Annotated in this window: 16 protein-coding genes; 6 read left to right on the top strand and 10 right to left on the bottom strand. The window is 70.5% G+C overall.

Features of this window, described 5'->3' with window-relative positions:
• Positions 1 to 684, bottom strand: coding sequence for a TetR family transcriptional regulator (locus AB0395_RS06770; RefSeq protein WP_366277738.1), 684 nt, complete (start codon positions 682 to 684; stop codon positions 1 to 3).
• 80 nt (positions 685 to 764) lie between these two features.
• Here AB0395_RS06770 and AB0395_RS06765 point away from each other — a divergent pair, with 80 nt between their 5' ends.
• On the top strand, positions 765 to 1,718 hold the full coding sequence (locus AB0395_RS06765; protein WP_366277736.1) for a zinc-binding dehydrogenase: 954 nt from the start codon (positions 765 to 767) through the stop codon (positions 1,716 to 1,718).
• A 138-nt stretch (positions 1,719 to 1,856) separates the two neighbouring features.
• Here the strand turns inward: AB0395_RS06765 and AB0395_RS06760 are convergent, their stop codons facing one another.
• Both AB0395_RS06760 and AB0395_RS06755 read right to left on the bottom strand, forming a co-directional pair.
• Positions 1,857 to 3,482, bottom strand: a complete 1,626-nt coding sequence (locus AB0395_RS06760; protein WP_366277734.1) for an ABC-F family ATP-binding cassette domain-containing protein — start codon at positions 3,480 to 3,482, stop codon at positions 1,857 to 1,859.
• 315 nt (positions 3,483 to 3,797) lie between these two features.
• Positions 3,798 to 4,907, bottom strand: a complete 1,110-nt coding sequence (locus tag AB0395_RS06755; RefSeq protein ID WP_366277733.1) for an aldo/keto reductase — start codon at positions 4,905 to 4,907, stop codon at positions 3,798 to 3,800.
• 301 nt (positions 4,908 to 5,208) lie between these two features.
• On the opposite strand from AB0395_RS06755, the gene AB0395_RS06750 reads away from it, so the two are divergent.
• Positions 5,209 to 5,814: a TetR/AcrR family transcriptional regulator gene (locus AB0395_RS06750; protein ID WP_366277731.1), complete on the top strand. Its 606-nt coding sequence runs from the start codon at positions 5,209 to 5,211 to the stop codon at positions 5,812 to 5,814.
• A 107-nt stretch (positions 5,815 to 5,921) separates the two neighbouring features.
• On the opposite strand, the gene AB0395_RS06745 is transcribed toward AB0395_RS06750, so the two are convergent.
• The gene (locus tag AB0395_RS06745; protein WP_366277729.1) at positions 5,922 to 6,962 is read right to left on the bottom strand and encodes a zinc-dependent alcohol dehydrogenase family protein; all 1,041 of its coding nucleotides are present in this window, start codon (positions 6,960 to 6,962) and stop codon (positions 5,922 to 5,924) included.
• Between the two features lie 329 nt (positions 6,963 to 7,291).
• On the opposite strand from AB0395_RS06745, the gene AB0395_RS06740 reads away from it, so the two are divergent.
• The gene (locus tag AB0395_RS06740) at positions 7,292 to 7,783 is read left to right on the top strand and encodes a flavodoxin domain-containing protein (RefSeq protein WP_366277727.1); all 492 of its coding nucleotides are present in this window, start codon (positions 7,292 to 7,294) and stop codon (positions 7,781 to 7,783) included.
• Between the two features lie 100 nt (positions 7,784 to 7,883).
• Here AB0395_RS06740 and AB0395_RS06735 read toward each other — a convergent pair whose 3' ends face one another.
• From AB0395_RS06735 to AB0395_RS06725, 3 genes are all read right to left on the bottom strand, one after another.
• A complete protein-coding gene (locus tag AB0395_RS06735) occupies positions 7,884 to 8,750 on the bottom strand; it encodes a universal stress protein (protein WP_366277726.1) in 867 nt (288 codons plus the stop codon).
• Between the two features lie 98 nt (positions 8,751 to 8,848).
• Positions 8,849 to 9,523, bottom strand: coding sequence for a CBS domain-containing protein (locus AB0395_RS06730; protein ID WP_366277725.1), 675 nt, complete (start codon positions 9,521 to 9,523; stop codon positions 8,849 to 8,851).
• Positions 9,524 to 9,563: 40 nt separating this feature from the next.
• Entirely contained in the window at positions 9,564 to 12,218 is a 2,655-nt protein-coding gene (locus AB0395_RS06725; RefSeq protein ID WP_366277723.1) for a GNAT family N-acetyltransferase, read from the bottom strand.
• Between the two features lie 371 nt (positions 12,219 to 12,589).
• Here AB0395_RS06725 and AB0395_RS06720 point away from each other — a divergent pair, with 371 nt between their 5' ends.
• The 3 genes from AB0395_RS06720 to AB0395_RS06710 all read left to right on the top strand — a co-directional run bounded on the left by AB0395_RS06720 (position 12,590) and on the right by AB0395_RS06710 (position 15,556).
• Positions 12,590 to 13,486, top strand: coding sequence for a universal stress protein (locus AB0395_RS06720; RefSeq protein WP_366277721.1), 897 nt, complete (start codon positions 12,590 to 12,592; stop codon positions 13,484 to 13,486).
• Between the two features lie 167 nt (positions 13,487 to 13,653).
• On the top strand, positions 13,654 to 14,517 hold the full coding sequence (locus AB0395_RS06715; protein WP_366277719.1) for a universal stress protein: 864 nt from the start codon (positions 13,654 to 13,656) through the stop codon (positions 14,515 to 14,517).
• Positions 14,518 to 14,683: 166 nt separating this feature from the next.
• Positions 14,684 to 15,556: a universal stress protein gene (locus AB0395_RS06710; RefSeq protein ID WP_366277717.1), complete on the top strand. Its 873-nt coding sequence runs from the start codon at positions 14,684 to 14,686 to the stop codon at positions 15,554 to 15,556.
• Between the two features lie 31 nt (positions 15,557 to 15,587).
• On the opposite strand, the gene AB0395_RS06705 is transcribed toward AB0395_RS06710, so the two are convergent.
• The 3 genes from AB0395_RS06705 to AB0395_RS06695 are packed head-to-tail and all read right to left on the bottom strand — an operon-like array spanning position 15,588 to position 18,276.
• A complete protein-coding gene (locus AB0395_RS06705; RefSeq protein ID WP_366277715.1) occupies positions 15,588 to 16,364 on the bottom strand; it encodes an amino acid ABC transporter ATP-binding protein in 777 nt (258 codons plus the stop codon).
• A gap of 5 nt (positions 16,365 to 16,369) precedes the next feature.
• Complete coding sequence (locus AB0395_RS06700; RefSeq protein WP_366277713.1) at positions 16,370 to 17,335, bottom strand: amino acid ABC transporter permease; 966 nt, start codon at positions 17,333 to 17,335, stop codon at positions 16,370 to 16,372.
• A gap of 29 nt (positions 17,336 to 17,364) precedes the next feature.
• On the bottom strand, positions 17,365 to 18,276 hold the full coding sequence (locus AB0395_RS06695) for an ABC transporter substrate-binding protein (RefSeq protein WP_366277712.1): 912 nt from the start codon (positions 18,274 to 18,276) through the stop codon (positions 17,365 to 17,367).
• Between the last annotated feature and the right edge of the window lie 19 nt (positions 18,277 to 18,295).

Below are 18,295 nucleotides of genomic sequence, written 5' to 3'. Positions count from 1 at the left end.
TCACACCGGCTCCTCCGGTTCTCCGCGCGGAGCCGGAGCGGCCGTGCCGCGGGAGGCCGTACGGCGACCCTCATCGTTTTGCTGGGATTCCTCAGGGGACAGTGACCCGATGCCGAGCAGGTCGAAGGCCGCGGCCACGTGGGGGCCGAGCGCGGAGGGGTCACCGGCGGCGATTTCGTGTCCGGCGTTGTAGCAGGCCAGCGCGACGTGCGGGGCCAGCGTCGCGGTCTGGGCCGAGGCGTTCTGTTCCCGCAGGATCTCGCCCAGCGTCTCGGCCAGGCGCCGTCGCTTGCGGGCCGCGCGATCGCCGAGTTCGGGGTTGTCGGCGATCAGCCTCTCGCGCTGGACGTAGCGCTCGGCGTCCTGTGTCACCTGTGCGCAGATGGCCAGGGTGGTCTCCCGCAGCAGGCGAAGCGCCTCGGGCAGTGAGGGGGGCCCGTCGGGGTGGAGCCGCCGCTGCCGCCTGCCGATGTCGTCCAGCCACTCCTGCTCGTCGGCGAAGACGACTTCCTGCTTGTCGCCGAAGTAGCGGAAGAACGTCGTGCGGCCGACCTCCGCCCGCTCTGCGATGTCCGCGACCGTCACGTCGGCGTAACCACGCTCGGCGAACAGCTCGTAGGCGGCTGTGACGATCTCGTCGCGGGCTCGCTGCTGCTTTCTGGCGCGGAGGGTGGGCCGGGGCACCGGGCCAGTCTAGCGGCTTCGAACGCGATCCATTATGGTACTCAGTACCAGTTGGTATGGAGTTCTAGAAAGGTGTGCGGATGAGAGCGGTGCAGATCACCGAGTTCGGCGGCCCGGAAGTGGTGGCCGTACGTGAGGTGCCCGAGCCCCGGCCCGGCCCCGGGCAGGTCCTCCTCGACGTGGAGCGTTGCGGGGTGAACTTCGCCGACACGCTGCTGCGCGAGAACGGCTACATCGTGGCGGCGGCGCTGCCGCTGGTGCCCGGAGGCGAGGTGGTCGGCCGGACCACCGACGGCCGGAGACTGGCCGCGATGATCGAAAGTGGTGGCTACGCCGAGAAGGCGGTGGTCTCTGAGGAGTTCGCCTTCCCGGTGCCCGACGAGGTCGACGCCGTCACCGCGGTCGCCCTGCTCGCCCAGGGGCTGACCGCCTGGTGGCTGATCAACCACACCGGCCGGGTGCGTCCCGGAGAGAGCGTGGTCGTGCACGCCGCGGCGGGCGGGGTCGGCAGCCTGGCCGTACAGCTGGCCAAGATGAGCGGCGCCGGCCGGGTCATCGCCACGGCCAGTACACCGGAAAAGCGCGAGCTCGCACTGTCTCTCGGCGCGGACGCCGCCGTCGACCCCGCGGTCGAGGACCTCACCACGGCGTTGCGGGAGGCGAACGGCGGCGGGCCGGTCGACGTGGTCCTGGAGATGACCGGCGGCCGCGTCACCGGCCAGAGCATCGCGGCCCTGGCCCCTTTCGGCAGGCTCGCCTTCTACGGAATGGCCAGCATGGTGGAACCGGAGAAGGTGTCGCCGCGAGAACTCCAGCGCCGCTCGGCCACCGTCAGCGGCTTCTGGCTGATGGACGCCTTCACCCGGCCTGAGGTCCTCGCCAAGGCCTACGCGGAGCTGACCGCGCGGGTCATCGCGGGAGAGCTCAGCGTGGTCCGCGGGGGCGACTATCCGATGTCGGAGGTAAGGCGGGTGCACGAAGCGCTCCGCGGTCGTCGGACGAGCGGCAAGCTCGTCATCGACCCCCGCCGGTAGCGGGACGACCGACAAGCTCGTCATCCGCCCGGCCGCATCCACACCGGTGGGCGCCGTCCGCGGGGCCACCTGCCTCGTCGGTGAGCACGAGGCAGGTGGCCGGACCGTGCCGGATGTGGCCTTCGGGTGAGCGGCGCCTCACTCGCCCGTGGGGCCCCCGGTCTCCAGGAGGCGGCCGCCGGACAGCTCCAGCCACCGATCAACCCCGATCTCCGCGAGGAACCGCTCGTCGTGGCTGACCACCACGAACGCCCCCTCGTACGCGCCGAGCGCGCTCTCCAGCTGTCCCACGCTGGCCAGGTCGAGGTTGTTGGTCGGCTCGTCGAGCAGCAGGAGCCGGGGGGCGGGCTCGGCGCACAGCACGCAGGCCAGCGTGGCCCGCAGCCGTTCACCGCCTGACAGCACGCCCACCGGCAGGTGCGCACGCGCGCCACGGAACAGGAAGCGGGCGAGCAGGTTCATCCGCTCCGCCTCCGGCATTCCGGAGGCGAACACGGCCAGGTTCTCCGCCACGGTGCGCTCGACGTCGAGCAGGTCGAGCCGCTGTGACAGGTAGGCGACCCGGCCGTCGGCTCGCCGGGTCGTGCCGCCCTCCGGCTCGAGCTCACCGCTGATCAGGCGCAGCAGGGTGGATTTGCCCGCACCGTTGGGGCCGGTCAGCGCGATGCGCTCGGGCCCGCGGACCGTCAGGTCGATGCCAGGCTCGGCGAACAGGCCGCGGGCCCGTAGGCGTTCGCCGAGGAAGACCGTGCGCCCGGCGGGCACGTTGGTCCCGGGCAGTTCCAGCGCGATCCTCTGGTCGTCCTGCAGAGCCCGCCCGGCCTCGTCGAGCCTGGCCCTGGCGTCGCTGACGCGGGCGGCGTGGATCTGGCCGGCCCGCCCCGCCGATTCCTGGGCGCCCCGTTTCATGTTCCCGGCGAAGATCCGTGGCAGTCCGGCGCTCTTGAGGTTGCGGGCGGCGTTGCCCGCTCGGCGCTCGGCCCGCTCGCGTGCCTGCTGCATCTCCCGCTTCTCGCGCTTGAGCTCCTGCTCGGCGCTGCGCACGTTCCGTTCCGCGGCCTCCTGCTCGGCGTGCAGGGCCGTCTCGTACGCGGTGAAGTCGCCGCCGTAAAAGCGGACCTCACCCCGGTCGAGCTCGGCGATGCGGTCCATGCGGTCGAGCAGGGCCCGGTCGTGGCTGACCACGAGCAGGCAGCCGCGCCAGTCGCCGAGCAGGTCGTAGAGTCTGCGGCGCGCGCCGAGGTCGAGGTTGTTCGTCGGCTCGTCGAGCAGCAGGACGTCGGGCTGCCTGAGGAGCTGCGCGGCCAGGCCGAGTGAGACGACCTGTCCGCCGCTCAGCGTGCGCAGCGCGCGGTCGAACGCGATGTCGCCGAGCCCGAGGCGGTCGAGCTGGGCACGAGTGCGCTCCTCGATGTCCCAGTCGTTCCCGATCGCGGTGAAGTGCTCCTCGCCGGTGTCGCCCGACTCGATGGCGTTCAGCGCGGCGATGACCGGGGCGATGCCGAGAACCTCCGCCACGGTCAGGTCACCGGTGAGGGGCAGGCTCTGCGGGAGGTAGCCGAGCACGCCGCTGACGGACATGTTCCCGCCGCCGGGCCGGTACTCGCCGGCGATCAGCTTGAGCAGTGTGCTCTTGCCCGCGCCGTTCGGGGCGACGAGACCCGTACGGCCGCCGCCGACGGTGAAGGACAGGTCGCTGAAGACGGACGTGTCGTCAGGCCAGGAGAAGGACAGGTTGGAGCAGACGATGAACGCATCGGACATGTGAGAGACCTCGTACGTGATCCGGGCGCGCAAAAGGGGCCCGGCAGGGGACAGGGGGTCGGGGAACGACGACAAGGGCCACGTCGGCGGCGGTCATGTGCGCCTGCCGGGGCCGGTCAACCTCCGGTATCACCCGGAGATGTCGTCTTCGCCTGCCATTTCTAGTCTCCTGGTCTCAGACTACGAGAGCTCCACACCATAGCAGCCCGCGGGAGGTGGCCGCCCCGGTGCCCGGTCGGCCGCCATACCGAGGAGCACCGGGCAGAGCGCCGCGTAGTGCCGATACCACCTCGGTCCGGCGTGCGGCGAAGTTCGTCAATCCCTGCTTTCTGCCACCCAGTTCCGTACGGCCGGGGCATATCCGGCCGGCTTGTCCCCGACCTTGGCGCCGGAACTGACCAGCCAGTTCTGATAGCCCGGCGTGAACATCTGGTAGACCGACGGGGGCGGCACGGAACTCGCCTCGTCGAGCTTGGCGCGCAGCTCGGCGGGCAGCTCGACGTCGAGGGCGGACAGGTTGGCGTCGAGCTGCTCCGTGCTGCTCGCTCCGATGATCGCCGAGGCGACTCCGGGCTGGGTGGCGACCCAGTTGAGGGCGACCTGGGCCATCGTCATACCGAGCTTGTCGGCGACGGTCTCCAGTGTCGCCAGAAGCTGCCATTCCCGGTCCGTCCACGAGCGTCCGGGAGAGCCCGAGCCGGCGAGCCTGCCTTCCCCTGCCAGTCCCTGGCCGGTGTGCCGGTACTTGCCGGTGAGGAAGCCGCCGCCGAGCGGGCTCCACGCGGTGATGCCGAGCCCCAGGCTCTGCCCCATCGCGATGTGTTCCAGCTCGATCGTCCGGGAGACGAGGGAGTAGGGCAGTTGCAGGCTGACCACCGGTACGAGCGAGTTGGCCTCGGCGAGGGTCTGGGCTCGCGCCGCGTACCAGCTGGGCACATCGGACAGGCCCGCGTACCGGATCTTTCCCGCCCTGGTGAGGTCGTCGAAGGTCCGCATGACCTCCTCGACGGGAGTGATCCGGTCCCAGGTGTGCAGCAGGAACAGGTCGATGTAGTCGGTGCGCAGGCGGCGCAGGGACGCCTCGACCGCTCTGATCATGTGCTTGCGGCCGTTGCCTCCCGCATTCGGATCTCCGGGGGCGACACTGTTGGTGAACTTGGTGGTGAGCACCACCCTGTCGCGTACCCCGGCCTCCGCGATGAGATCGCCGAGGATGGTCTCGCTTTCGCCGGCGGTGTAGAAGTCGGCCGTGTCGATGAAGTTCCCGCCCGCTTCGAGGTAGTGACGGAAAATGGGGCGGGCTTCCTCCGCGGTTCTGCCGTACGCGGCGTGGAAACCGCCGGTGCCGAAGTTCATCGTGCCCAGCGCGATCCGGCTGACGCGCAGCCCGGAACGCCCGAGCAGGTAGTAGTGGTCCAGGGACATGAGGGTGTTACTCCGTTCTGGTGGACGGCCTCGAACTCGGCCTGCTCGAAGGTGCCGAAGACGTGCGTTCGCACCGTGTGACCCGCTCAGCCTGCGTAACAAAAAATGGACTGTCAAGTCCAAAAAATTCGGTCGTGCGCGGTGGGCAAAGGGGAGCCCGCTCGCGGTGCGGGCGTGCCGCCGAGGCGGGGGCGGGGCTGCTTTCTCGCCGGTGCGGCCCTCGGGCCTCGTCTCCGCGTCGACGGAGTGCTCGGCGCCACGTGCTAATCTGGACCATAGAGTCCAATTTTGGAGGGTGACCATGCGTTCGCTGACCCGCAAGGGGGCCGCGACACGACAGCGCATTCTCGAGGGCGCGGCCGCGCACATCCGCGAGCACGGCGTGGCCGCCACGACCCTGGACGACGTGCTGGACAGGACCGCGACGAGCAAGAGCCAGCTGTTCCACTACTTCCCCGGCGGGCGGGAGGAACTGCTGCTGGCCGTGGCCCGCTTCGAGGCCGACCGCGTGCTGGAGGACCAGCGACCCCAGCTCGGCGACCTCACCTCCTGGCCCGCCTGGCAGTCGTGGCGTGACAAGGTCGTCGACCGCTACCGGCGGCAGGGCCGCCTGTGTCCGCTCAACTCCGTCACCTCGCACCTGGGCAACGGCACACCCGGCGCCCAGGCCGTGGTCACCGAGCTGCTGCACCGCTGGCAGGCCGAGATCGCCACCGGCGTACGGCACATGCAGGACATCGGCGAGATCGACCCGGGGCTGGACCCCGACCACGCGGCGGGCGCCCTGCTCGCCTGCATCCAGGGCGGCGTCCTGATCCAGATGTCCAGCGGCCAGACCACCCACCTGGAGGCCGCCCTGGACATGGGCATCGCCCACCTTCGCGCCGGCAGGCCCCCGCAGGCCTGACGAACGGTTTCACGCTCCGGGAGCGGCTCGTGACCCATGGTTGTCACGACGCACTCCCTGCCCTGTCTTCTCCGGTTCGCCGGAGGGATGGTCTCCGGGCGGTACGGTCAGGCGCGGCTCAGCGTGACCTTGAGGGCGCCGCTGCGCGCCGGGTCGGCGAACACCTCGTATGCCCGCTCGATGTCGTCGAGGGCGAAGCGGTGGGTGACCATGGGGCCGGTGTCGAGCTGCCCGTTGCCCAGCATGGCGAGCAGGTCCGGGGTGGAGAAGGTGTCGACCAGTCCGGTGGTGATGGTGATGTCGCGGATCCACAGGTCCTCCAGATGGAGGGTGGCGGGCCGGCCGTGGACGCCGATGTTGGCCACGTGGCCGCAGGGGCGGATCAGGGTGGTGCACAGCTCGAAGGTCTCCGGCACGCCGACGGCCTCGATCGCCACGTCGGCGCCGAGCCCGCCGGTCAGCGAGCGCACGACCTCCCGCGGGTCGTCGCCGGGTTCGACGGTGACGTCGGCGCCGAACCGCTTCGCGGCCTGTAGACGGGCTTCGGCGGTGTCGATCGCGATGACGTGTGAGGGGGAGTACAGGCGGGCGGTGAGGATCGCGGCCAGTCCGATCGGACCGGCTCCGACGACGACCACCGTGTCTCCGGGCTTGACCCGGCCGGCCAGCACGCCGACCTCGTAGGAGGTGGGCAGGATGTCGGCGAGCATGACGGCCGTCTCGTCGCCGACCTCAGGGGGGAGTTTGTGGGTGGACAGGTCGGCGAACGGCAGTCGGGCGTACTGGGCCTGCACGCCGTCGACGCGGTGGCCGAGGATCCAGCCGCCGCCTCCCAGGCACTGGCCGTAACGCGCCTGTCTGCAGTAACGGCATCGGCCGCAGGCGGAGACGCATGAGGCCAGGACACGGTCGCCGGGCCGTAGCCCGGTGACGGCCTCACCGGCTTCGACCACCGTGCCTACCGCCTCGTGACCCAGGATTCGTCCCGGCTCCACCTCCGGGACGTCTCCGCCGAGGATGTGCAGGTCTGTGCCGCAGATCGTCACGGTGTCGATCTGGATGATCGCGTCCTGCGGATCAACGATCACCGGATCGGGCACCTTGCTCCAGGTTTTGCCGCCGGGGCCTTCGTACACCAGGGCCTTCATGGGTCCTCCCACGTGTTTTCCGGTCGCCGCGGGACGGCCTGCTCCGGTCACCGTCCGGCAGGGCGCCGTCCGCTCCTCTCAGCCTGCGCGGAGGCGAACGGCCTGGTCAGTGGCCAACGGTCATGCGGGCAGGGCCGAAGGTCCCGGCTTCGTGCCCGGCCGGTTCACGCTGGGGCGCCGTGACGGCTCCCGGCCGCACTCCTCGTCCTTCGGGATGGGGTCGAGAAGCGGGGTCGAGAAGGGGACCAAGGTCGGTGGGATCCGGGTCCAAGGGCACCTGCGGTGACGGGGCCGCCGCTGGTGAGCTGGCAGCGGGAAGGAGTCCGGTGATGACGAAGGTGCTGGTGGCCTACGGTTCCACGCGCGGCTCCACCCGGGAGATCGCCGGGTGGATCGGCCGTGCTCTCGCAGGCCAGGGGATAGAGGCCGAGGTCAGGCCCGCCGCCGAGGTCAGGGACATGGACGCCTATGACGCGGTGGTTCTGGGCGGGGCGATCTACTTCGGCCGCTGGCATCGCCACACACGCGCGCTGGTCCGGCGGTGCGCCCGGCGGCTGGCCGAGCTGCCCGTGTGGCTGTTCAGCAGCGGGCCGCTGCAGACGATCGGCGATCGGGAGGTGACGCCGCCCGCCGACGTTGAGCGGGTCAGGCGCAGGATCGGCGCCCGGGAGAGCGTGGTCTTCGGCGGGTGCCTGCGTGCCGACGCCCGGGGTTTCCTCGCCGCGACCATGGCCAGGACGGTCGCCGGTGACTTCCGCGACCCCGGGCGGATAGAGGCCTGGGCCCGTGACATCGCCTATGACCTGAAGGCCGCGGGCTGACCCGGGAGCGAGAACGAGCCCCCACGACGGGGACCCACCTGGCATCCGCGCGAACCGCGGATCTCCGGTCCCGGCAGGCACTCGTACGGCAGGCACAGGCTTAACCGGCCTGAGCCGCCCGAGGAACGACGACCACGGGCGCGTGAGCGTGGTGGAGCAGAGAGTACGTGGTGGATCCGAAGACCGCCCCTCGGCCCGGGGCGCCGACGACGACCAGTTCGGCGCTCGCCGAGGCGTCGGCGAGGGCCTTGGCGGGGTGCTCGTGCGCGACCTGCTCGGTGAGGGGGACGTCGGGGAACTTCTCCCGCCAGCCGGCCAGAGACTCGGCCAGCAGACGCGCCTCCTCCTGGCCGACGCCTTCGACGTCGTAGACCAGCGGCTGCATGTCACCGGGAGCTCTGACCGCAGGGTGGGTCCAGGCGTGCACGGCCCGGAGCGGGAGTCGCCGCAGGAGCGCCTCCTCAAGGGCGAAGCGCAGGACGGGGTCCTGTTCGGGGCGTCCGGTGACACCGACGACGATCTCTCCGCCACGGCCGGCCTCCTGCGGGCGCACGACCACCAGCGGGCAGGGGGACCGAGCGGCGAGATCACGGCTGACCGAGCCCACCAGCAGCCCGGCGAACCCGCCACGCCCTCGGCTGCCGACCACGATCAGCTGCGCGCTCCCGGCCGTGGCGGCGATCGCCTCGGCGGCGGCGCCGTCGAGGATCTCGGTGGTGACGTCGACCGAGGGGGCTTCGGTGTGCGCCTGGCCGGCGGCCTGGGCGAGCAGCCGACGGCAGGCGGCCTCCATCGAGGGGCCCCAGTGGGCGGGCTGGGGGACGAGGGGGACGTCGTAGGCCCAGCGCAGGGCGACGTGCACCAGGCGCAGCGGTGCCCGCCTCAGCATGGCCTCCCTCGCCGCCCAGATCACCGCCTCCAGCGAGGACGCCGAACCGTCGACACCGACGATGACGGGCTCTGTCATGGTCACCACCTTGATCCGTTCCGAATAACTTGCCTGTTCGCAAGGCTCTGAGCTCGACAGATGTCGTGTGAGTACGCACGTTATTGAGCGGTAGGTCCTTAATGTCTGTCTTCCGGGCGGGTGTTGTCGCGGTCCCAGGAGAGCTCGTCGACCACGTCGACGACCCCGTTGACCTGCTGGGTCATCCAGATGGCGACCTGGCTGTCCTTGCGCAGGGTCATCCGGCCACTCAGCGTGACCACGCCGTCGGCGACGGTGACCCGTACCCGCGCGGTGTCCGTCCACAGCGACCGAACCAGGACGTCTCGGCGCACCTCGCGTGCGATGTCGTCGTCGGAGCGGGCGAACACCTTCAGCAGGTCACGGCGGCTGACGATGCCGGTCAGCCGCCGGTGGCCGTCCAGCACCGGCAGCCGCTTGACGCCGCGCTGCTCCATCAGGCGGCTGGCGGTCACCACGGAGGCGTCCATCGAGACGGTGACGGCCGGAGCGGTCATCAGCTCCCCGGCCGTCTCCGCCCCGGTCTTGCCCGTCTCCTGCCCTGATCGAGCCTGTGGCCGGTAATCCTCACCACGGAACTGTTCCCGGCATTCCTCCTTGTGCAGCAGGTCGGCCTCGGAGACGACACCGATCACATGACCGTCGACGTCCAGAACCGGCACGGCGCTGACCGCGTGGGCCAGGAGTATCCCGGCGATGTCCTTGAAGCAGGTGTCCTCGGTGACCGAGACCACCCGCCGGGTCATGACGTCCTTGACGGTGATGCGCATCATCGCCTCCCAACGGATCCGCGGGCGGGGCGGGACGGGGCGTTCATCGCAGTCTCCTGCGGAACGGCGACGGCGGCGCGACCGCGGGGGCCAGCCGTATCCGCACGTCCACGGCGATCGCGCCGGACGTGGTGACGATCACCGGGTTCAGGTCGAGCTCGGTCACCTGGGGAAGGTCATCGAGCAGTCGTCCCACACCGGCGATCTGCTCCCGGAGCGCGGCGACGTCGACGGCGGGACGTCCCCGGTGGCCGGACAGCAGCGGCGCGCATCGCAACTCGGCGAGCATCGCCGCGGAGTCCTGCTCGTCGAGCGGCGGGACCCGGAAGGAGCGGTCGGCCAGGAGCTCGGCGGCGACGCCGCCCATGCCGACCATGAGCAGAGGGCCGAAGGTCTCGTGCGCGACACCGCCGACGATCATCTCCACGCCCGGCTCGGCCATCGGCTGGACGATCGCGCCGGTCATGGCCGGTCCGATCGCACCGGCCATCTCCCGGTAGGCGCGCCGTACCTCCCGCGCTGTTCCGAGACCGAGGCGGACCCCGCCTACGTCGCTCTTGTGCACCAGACCGGGCCCGCTCGCCTTGAGCGCGACCGGCAGCCCGATCGCCTCGGCCGCCGCCACCGCGCCGTCCGGCCCGTTGACCTCGGCCGAGTCGATGACGCGGACGCCGTAGCAGCCGAGCAGGCGGGTGGCGGTGGTGTGGTCGAGCCAGCGGCCGCCGGGATGGCGGGCCAGGTCCGCCTCCACGAGGCCGCGTGCCGTGGCGGTTTCGGCTGTCCGCGGCTCGGCGGGCCTGGCCCGCGGCGCGGTGCGCCATGACGCGTGGTTCACCGCGTGACGCAGTGCCCCCACGGCCTGTTCGGGAAAGGCGTAGCAGGGGACCCGTCCGTCCAGCAGGTCGTCGTGCCCCGCGATGCACGCGATCACCGGTTTGACCGCTGTGGCGGCCGTGGCGGCGATGGCGTGGCGGGTTCTGGTCAGCCCCGAGCCGAACGGCGGGGTGTAGACGACCAGGACGCTGTCGACGTCGGGGTCGGCCAGCACGGTCTCGACGGCGAAGGCCAGGTCCCGCGCGGTGCCGTCGGCGGTGAGGTCGACGGGATTGGTCACGGCCGCCGAGGCCGGGAGCCGGGAGCGCAGCCGTCCACGGGTGATCGGGGACAGCTCGGGAACCAGCAGGCCGCGCTGTTCGCAGGCGTCGGCGGCGAGCGCCTGCGGTCCGCCGGAGTTGCCGACGATGGCCACCCGGGCGCCGTGTGGCAGCGGCTGGGCCGTCAGCAAACGCGCGGTGTCGAGCATGTCCTGGACGCTGTCGACGCGGATGACCCCCGAGCCTCTCAGCAGGGCGTCGACGGCGACGTCCGGGGTGGCGGCGGCCGCGGTGTGGGAACGGACCGCCCGTTCCCCGGAACCGCCGCGGCCGCTCTTGATCGCGATGATCGGTTTGCGCCTGCTGATCCGGCGCGCGATGCGCCCGAACCTGCGGGGGTTGCCGAACGACTCCAGATACAGGGCGATCACGTCGGTCGCCGGGTCGTCCTCCCAGTACTCCAGCAGGTCGTTACCGCTGACGTCGGCCTTGTTACCGACCGAGGCGAAACCCGACAGGCCGACCCTCAGCTTGCCGGCCCGGTCGATCAGGGTGACCGCGACCGCGCCCGACTGCGACATCAGGGCCAGACGCCCGGGGGCGGGCGGGTGGGGCAGGAAGCTGGCGTTGAGGCGGGCTCCGGTGTCGGCGACGCCGAGACAGTTGGGGCCGACCAGGCGCATGCCGGATTCCCGGCAGATTCTCAGTAGTTCGCGCTCGTCGTCGGTCTGCCCGGCCTCGGCGAACCCGGCCGTGACGACGACGAGGTGGCGCACGCCATGCTGCGCGCAGTCGCGGGCGATCTCCAGTACGGCGGAGGCGGGGGTGGCGACGACCGCCAGGTCGACCGGACCAGGCACGTTCCGTATGTTCGCGTACGCGGGCAGGTCGAGGATCTTGTCGGCATGCGGGTTGACCGGGTGAACAGGGCCGGGGAATCCGGCGTCGAGGATGTTGCGCAGGATCCGGTGGCCCACCCCGTCGGGGGCGCGGCCCGCGCCGATCACCGCGACCGACTCGGGGTGGAACAACCGGGTCAGGCAGGCGGAGGTCGCCTGGTGGGCACGTGCCTCGATCCGCTCCAGCATGCCCGGAGTCGGCCGCGGATCCATCCGGATCTCCACCATGCCATCGTCGAACGCCCGCCTGGTGGCGAGCCCGAGGTCGTCCAGCACGCGCAGCATGGGGCGGTTCTCGGCCAGCACCTCGGCGACCAGCTCGCGCACCCCCTCGTCGGCGGCGTCCAGCGCCAGATGCTCGATCAGCAGGGTGCCCAGGCCGCAGTGGTGCATCGCGTCGTCGATCAGGATCGCGATCTCGGCGTCACCGGCGTCACCGGGGATGTACTCCGCGATCGCCACCAACTGGCCGCGCACCACGGCCACCAGGGCACGGCCCAGGTGGTCCGGTTCGGTGACCTGGTCCATGTAGGCGTGGGCCCCGGCCCTGCCGCCGGTGAAGAACCGCAGGTAGGCCGAGCGTTCGGAGGACCTGCCGACCAGCTCGTGCAGCAGGGGCCGGTCGCCGGGGCGCAGGGGCCTGATGCGGGCGATGCCGCTCTCGCGCAGCAGGACATCGCACTCATCGGGAACGGTTCGCCTCATATCAGCAGCGTTGGTCACCGCCGCGCCGTGCCATAGGGGCGAAGTGCCCTGCCGGGCAGGGACGGTCGTCTCTAACTCCCCGAACGCCGGGGGAGGACTGCCCGGCCCGCGAAGCGGGCGCTGTCTTTCCGCTGTCTTTCCGCGTCCGGACGGCGAGTCCGTTGACCGCCCGCGGATCCGCGGCCCGTCACCTAGCCCGCGCTCCGACACGGGCGTGGGCCGAAGGCCCCGTGCACGGTGCCCGGGGAAAGGCATGGTGTCCGGGCAAGAGGGTCCAAAGTCCCTGGAGGGCGGGTCCGCCGCCTCTGGGCTCTCCCGGTCCCGGGCCCGAGGCTTGGAGCGAGGAAAGATCCGCATGCGAGGAGGGCGAAATGGCGTCGAACACCACAGGCTCGCCGGTTACGGACGCGCGAGACGGCCAAGTACTGATCGTTGTCGCGGTGGACGGCTCACAGGAGGCGGGCGGTGCGGTGCGGTGGGCCGCTGACGACGCCCTTCGCCGGCACGCGTCGCTGCGGATCGTGCATGTCGTGGAGCACGGACCCTACGACATTTCCCGCTTCTCCACGCCCGAGTGGCCGGGAACCCTGGTCACGAACGGCAGGAAGGTACTGGCCGAGGCCGAGCAGGTGGCGCGCGAGCGCCAGCCATCGGTCGAGGTGAGCACCGAACTGATCGAGGGCGACCTGGTCCGCTCCCTGTGCGACCAAGCCGCAGGCGCCGCCGAGATCGTGCTTGGCAGCAGGGGACTGGGCGGTTTCACGGGGGCCCTGCTCGGTTCGGTGAGTGTCCGCGTGGCGGGGCACGCCCACGGCCCGGTGGTCGTCGTGCGCCCCGGCGACGAGCAGGCACGCCGCGAGGTCGCCGTCGGCGTCGACGACGACCCGCACTGCGAGCCCGCGCTGGCCTATGCCTTCGAGCAGTCCGCGCTGCGGGGTTGCGCGTTGCGTGCCGTCCACGCCTGGCAGCTGCCGGTGCACGCCTTCGCCCCCGAGATCGTCTACGACATGGACGAGATCCGTCGCGCGCAACTCCAGGTGGTCAGGGACAAACTCGGCGCGTGGCAGGAGAAGTTCCCCGAGGTGACCGTGCTGGAGGACGTCCAGAGCGCGCATCCCGTCGACGCCCTCGTCGACGCCTCCGCCACGGCGAACCTGGTCGTCGTGGGCTCGCACGGCAGGGGAGGCGTCGCCTCCGCGTTGCTGGGGTCGGTCAGCCGCGGGGTGCTGCACCACGCCCGCTGCCCGGTGGCGGTGGTCCGGTCCTGAGTGGCCTGCGGCGGGGAGAGCGGATGGGGAGTTACCCGGTTTCCCGATCATGAGGGGTCCCCGGCGGCCCTGTCTCCGATGGCCAGAGGTCCCGGACAGAGAGGACCTTTGCCGGTGTTCCCGCCGTGCCGTACGGCGATGTCATGAAACCGAGGAGAGGAGCAGTCATGATCTTGGTGGGAGTCGACGGCTCGCGGGCCTCGCTTGAGGCGGTGAGCTGGGCCGTACAGGAGGCTCGGCTGCGCCGTGAGGGCCTGCGCGTCGTGCACGTCACTCTGGCCTGGCCGCTGGAGATGGCCGAGGACAGCCCGCACGCCGATGTGGGCCGATGGATGCGCGACGGTGCCGAGGCCATACTGAACGGCGCGCTTGAGCGGATCCGCGAAGAGGGCGGTGATGTCGAGGTGGCCTCGGCGCTGCTGCCCGGCGATCCCCGGCAGGCCCTGACAGAGGCCGCCGCGGACGCGGAACTGCTGGTGGTCGGCAGTCACGGGCTGGGCGGTTTCCGGGGCATGCTGCTCGGTTCGGTCGCGCTGGGGGTGTCCGGGCACGCCGCCTGCCCCGTGGCCGTCATCCGCCGCACGCCCACCCAGCCGCGCGGCGAGGTGGTCGTCGGCGTGGACGGATCCCCGGCCGGTGCGCAGGCGGTCGCCTTCGCCTTCGCCGAGGCCTCGGCCAGGGGCGCGGCCCTGCACGCGGTGCACGCCTGGAGCCGGCCCATCGTCGGCGGCGGGCCGTTCGCGCTGGCCGACGCGGAGGAGTCGGCCCAGCGGGAGCGGCGGATGCTGGCCGAGGCCCTGGCGGGCTGGAGTGAACGCTACCCGGACGTCAAGGTCGTCGAGCGGCTGGAGTACGGGCACCCGGTGGACGTGCTGCGGGAGATCTCGGCGGAGGCCGACCTGCTGGTGGTGGGATCACGCGGGCGTGGCGATCTGGCCGGGGTGGTGCTGGGCTCGGTGAGCCACTCGCTGCTGCACCACGCCGCCTGCCCGGCGGTCGTGACCCCCTCCCCGGCGACCGGGCGGTCCTGACCGGAGACTTCACGCCCTGGGAACGCGTCAACGAGAGACGTCCCTCGACCTCATCCCGAACAGGACAGAAGCCCCGCAGGAGACCTGACAGTGGGCCGCCGCGATAGATCAAGCCCAGGGCCGCGGGACGGGGAGCGGGGGCGCGGGCCTACCAAAGGAGAGGGTCATGAACCGACAGATCATCGCCGCTACCGACGGTTCCCCGTCCGCCACCGCGGCGGTCGAATGGGCCGCCGGCGACGCGGCCCGCAAGGGCGCCCACCTGAAGATCGTGTGTGTACGCGAGCCGTGGGCGAGCGACCTGCCCTTCCGCGCGGTCCCCGGCATGGAGAACGCCCTGCGCGAGCACTGTGACGAGGTGCTCGCCGCCGCGGCGAACCTGGCCCGCGAACGCGTGCCACGGATCGAGGTCAGCACGGTCCACGCGGTCGGCGCCGTGACCGAAAGGCTGAAGAGCGAGGCCGAGGGGGCCGACACACTCGTGCTCGGCAGCCGTGGGATGGGGGGTTTCGCCGGGTTGGTCCTCGGCTCGGTCGGCCTGGGGATCGCCGGCCAGGTGGCCTGTCCCGTGGTCGTCGTGCGTGAGGCCGCCGACACCGCGCACGGTGAGATCGTCGTCGGGTTCGACGGGTCCGCCCACGGTGACGTCGTCCTGGGGTACGCCTTCGAACAGGCCCGGCTGCGTGGCGCCCTGCTCCGTGTCGTCCACGCGTGGCAGGCTCCGATGTTCGCCTCCTACGCCGCGGGCTACACCGACCTGCTGAACGAGACGTTCGAGAGCGAAGCCCATAAGGCCCGTCAGCGTCTGGCGCCGTGGTGCGACAAGCACCCCGACGTTCAGGTGAGGGAGAGCACCCTCTGCGATCACCCGGTGCCCGCCCTCACCGAGGCCTCCCGCGCCGCCGATCTCGTCGTGGTCGGCTCACACGGCCTTGGCGGTCTTCGCGCGACCGTGCTGGGGTCGGTCAGCCACGGTGTTCTGCACCGTGCCCACTGCCCCGTCGCCGTCGTCCCGTCTCAGCACGTTCCTCCAGCATGAATGCCCGGCCTTTTAGGAGGCCGGGAGGATGTCAAAGCACCTTGGACAGGAATGCCTTGGTGCGTTCGTGCTGCGGATTGGCCAGCACCTCGCGCGGATGACCGGCCTCGACGACGACACCGTCGTCCATGAAGACCAGGGCGTCACCGACCTCGCGGGCGAAGCCCATCTCGTGCGTCACGACGATCATCGTCATGCCGTCCTCGGCCAGGCCGCGCATGACGTCCAGGACCTCACCGACGAGCTCCGGGTCGAGCGCCGAGGTGGGCTCGTCGAACAGCATCAACTTGGGCTGCATCGCCAGCGCACGGGCGATGGCCACCCGCTGCTGCTGCCCGCCGGAGAGTTGGGTGGGGTAGTTGTCGGCCTTGTCGGCCAGGCCCACCCGGTCCAGCAGGCTCAGCGCACGCAGGCGTGCCACCGCCTTGGACTCCCCCTTGACCTGTATCGGGGCCTCCATGATGTTGCCGAGCGCCGTCATGTGCGGGAAGAGGTTGAAACGCTGGAAGACCATCCCGATGTCCCGGCGCCTGGCCGCGACCTCGCGATCCTTGAGCTCGTAAAGCCTGCCGCCCTGCTCCCGGTAGCCGACCAGCTCACCGTCGACTGACAGCCGCCCAGCGTTGATCTTCTCCAGGTGGTTGATGCATCGAAGGAAGGTTGATTTGCCGGAGCCGGACGGGCCGACCAGGCAGAACACCTCCCGGGGCTGCACCTCGAGATCGATGCCCTTGAGGATCGGGACCAGGCCGAAGGACTTGTGCACACCCTCGGCCTTGACCATGGGATGGCCGCTCGTCTTGGTCATGCTGCTCACGCGACACCCTCCCGGTGGCTGAGACGGGTCACGTTCGCCCAGACCCTCTGCAGGAGGGGTGGGGGCAGGCTGCGCGTCGTACCGCGGGCGAACCGCCGCTCCAGGTAGTACTGGCCGATGCTGAAGATGCTGGTCAGGAACAGGTACCAGATCGAGGCCACGAACAGCATCTCCATGACCGCGAGGGTACGACTGGAGATGTCCGTGGCGGCCTTCAGCAGTTCCTGGTACTGAATCCCGTAGGCCAGCGACGAGGTCTTGAGCATGTTGATGAACTCGTTGCCCGTCGGTGGGACGATCACCCGCATCGCCTGCGGCAGCACGATCCGGCGCATCGTCTGCGTGCCGGTCAGGCCCAGGGCGTGCGACGCCTCGATCTGGCCCCCGTCAACCGCCTGGATGCCCGCGCGGCAGATCTCGGCCATGTACGCGGCCTCGTTCAGGCCGAGCCCCAGCAGGGCGGCCAGGAACGGGGTCATGACGTCGGTCATCTCGTTCTTGTAGAATCCGAGGTCCAGGATCGGGAAGATCAACGCGATATTGTACCAGAGGAACAGCTGCACCAGCACCGGCGTGCCGCGGAAGAGGTAGATGTACCCCCAGGCGACCGTGCTGATCACCGGGTTCTTCGACAGCCGCATCACCGCCAGGACGACGCCGAGCACCACACCGACGATCATGGAAAGGACGGTGATCAACAGGGTGTTGGCCGCGCCCTCGACGAGGGTGTCGAAGAACAGATAGTCCGGGATCACACTCCAGTTGACGTCCGCGTTGGAGAAGGCGATCCCGATGAGGGCGAGCACGCCCAGCACCAGCACCGCGCTGATCCAGCGACCGTAGTGGCGGACCGGGATGGCCTTGATGGCCTGCGGCGGGAGGCCGCTGGCACTCGTGGAGCTGTGGACGGCGGGCCCGCCCGGCGGCATGTCGGCCGGCCCCCTGTCGATCGGCTCGGTCATGTGCTGACACCTTCTTGCATGGTGGAACCTCAGCTGCCGCTGTTGACGTCTGCTCGGAGGACGGCGCCGTCGGCGACGTTCCATTTCTCCAGGATCTTCTTGTACTCGCCGTTTTCGATGATCGCGTCGAGTGCGGCCTTGATGGCGTCGCGCATCTGTGTGTCGTCCTTTCGTACGGCGATGCCGTAGGGACGGGGCTCGGCGGGGACGCCTGCGATCTCGTACTCACCGCCCGACTGCCTGGCGTTGTACGCGGCGACCGGGAACTCGTTCAGGTTGGCGGCGGCGGCGCCCTGGCGTAGGCGGATCAAGGCGTCGGTGGCCTTGTCGAAGGCCTGGATCGTCAGTTTGCCCGCGCCGTTCTCCTGACACCGCTTCGCCTGGGCCTCGGCGAGAGTCTGCGAGGTGGTGCCGCGCTGGAGGGCGACGATCTGGCCGCACAGGTCGTTCAGGGACTTGATGTTCCTCGGGTTGCCCTTCTGGACCAGGATCGAGGTACCGGCGGCGAAGTAGTCGACGAAGTCGACGCCAGGGCCGATCTTCTTGCCGGTGTCGTCCTCGCCGGTCTGGCGCGCTCTGGTGTCGCCCATGCCGGATATGAGGACATCGAAGCGGCCGGTCTGAAGCGACGGGATGAGGTTGTCGAAGATGCTGTCCTGGAACTGGAAGGTCACGCCGAGCTGCCTGCCCAAGGCCTCGGCCAGGTCCGGGTCGAGGCCGATCGCCGTCCTGCCGTCCTTGTCCTTGAACTCGATGGGCGCGTAGTTGACGTCGGAGCCGACCTTGATGACCTTGGAGTCCTGGTACTTCATCGGCAGTTTGCCGAACAGGAGGGGGGATCCGGCCTCTTTGGACTCCCCGCCGGCGCCGCCCGCCTTCTCCGTCTGATCTCCGCATCCCGCGAGCATCAGTACGCTCGAGGCCACGAGGAGTCCGGTCATCAAACGGGTTGCCACAGTG

It is taken from the genome of Streptosporangium sp. NPDC051023 (assembly GCF_040689595.1).
Taxonomy (GTDB): Bacteria; Actinomycetota; Actinomycetes; order Streptosporangiales; family Streptosporangiaceae; genus Streptosporangium.
This window is presented reverse-complemented; position numbering and strand designations above follow the sequence as displayed.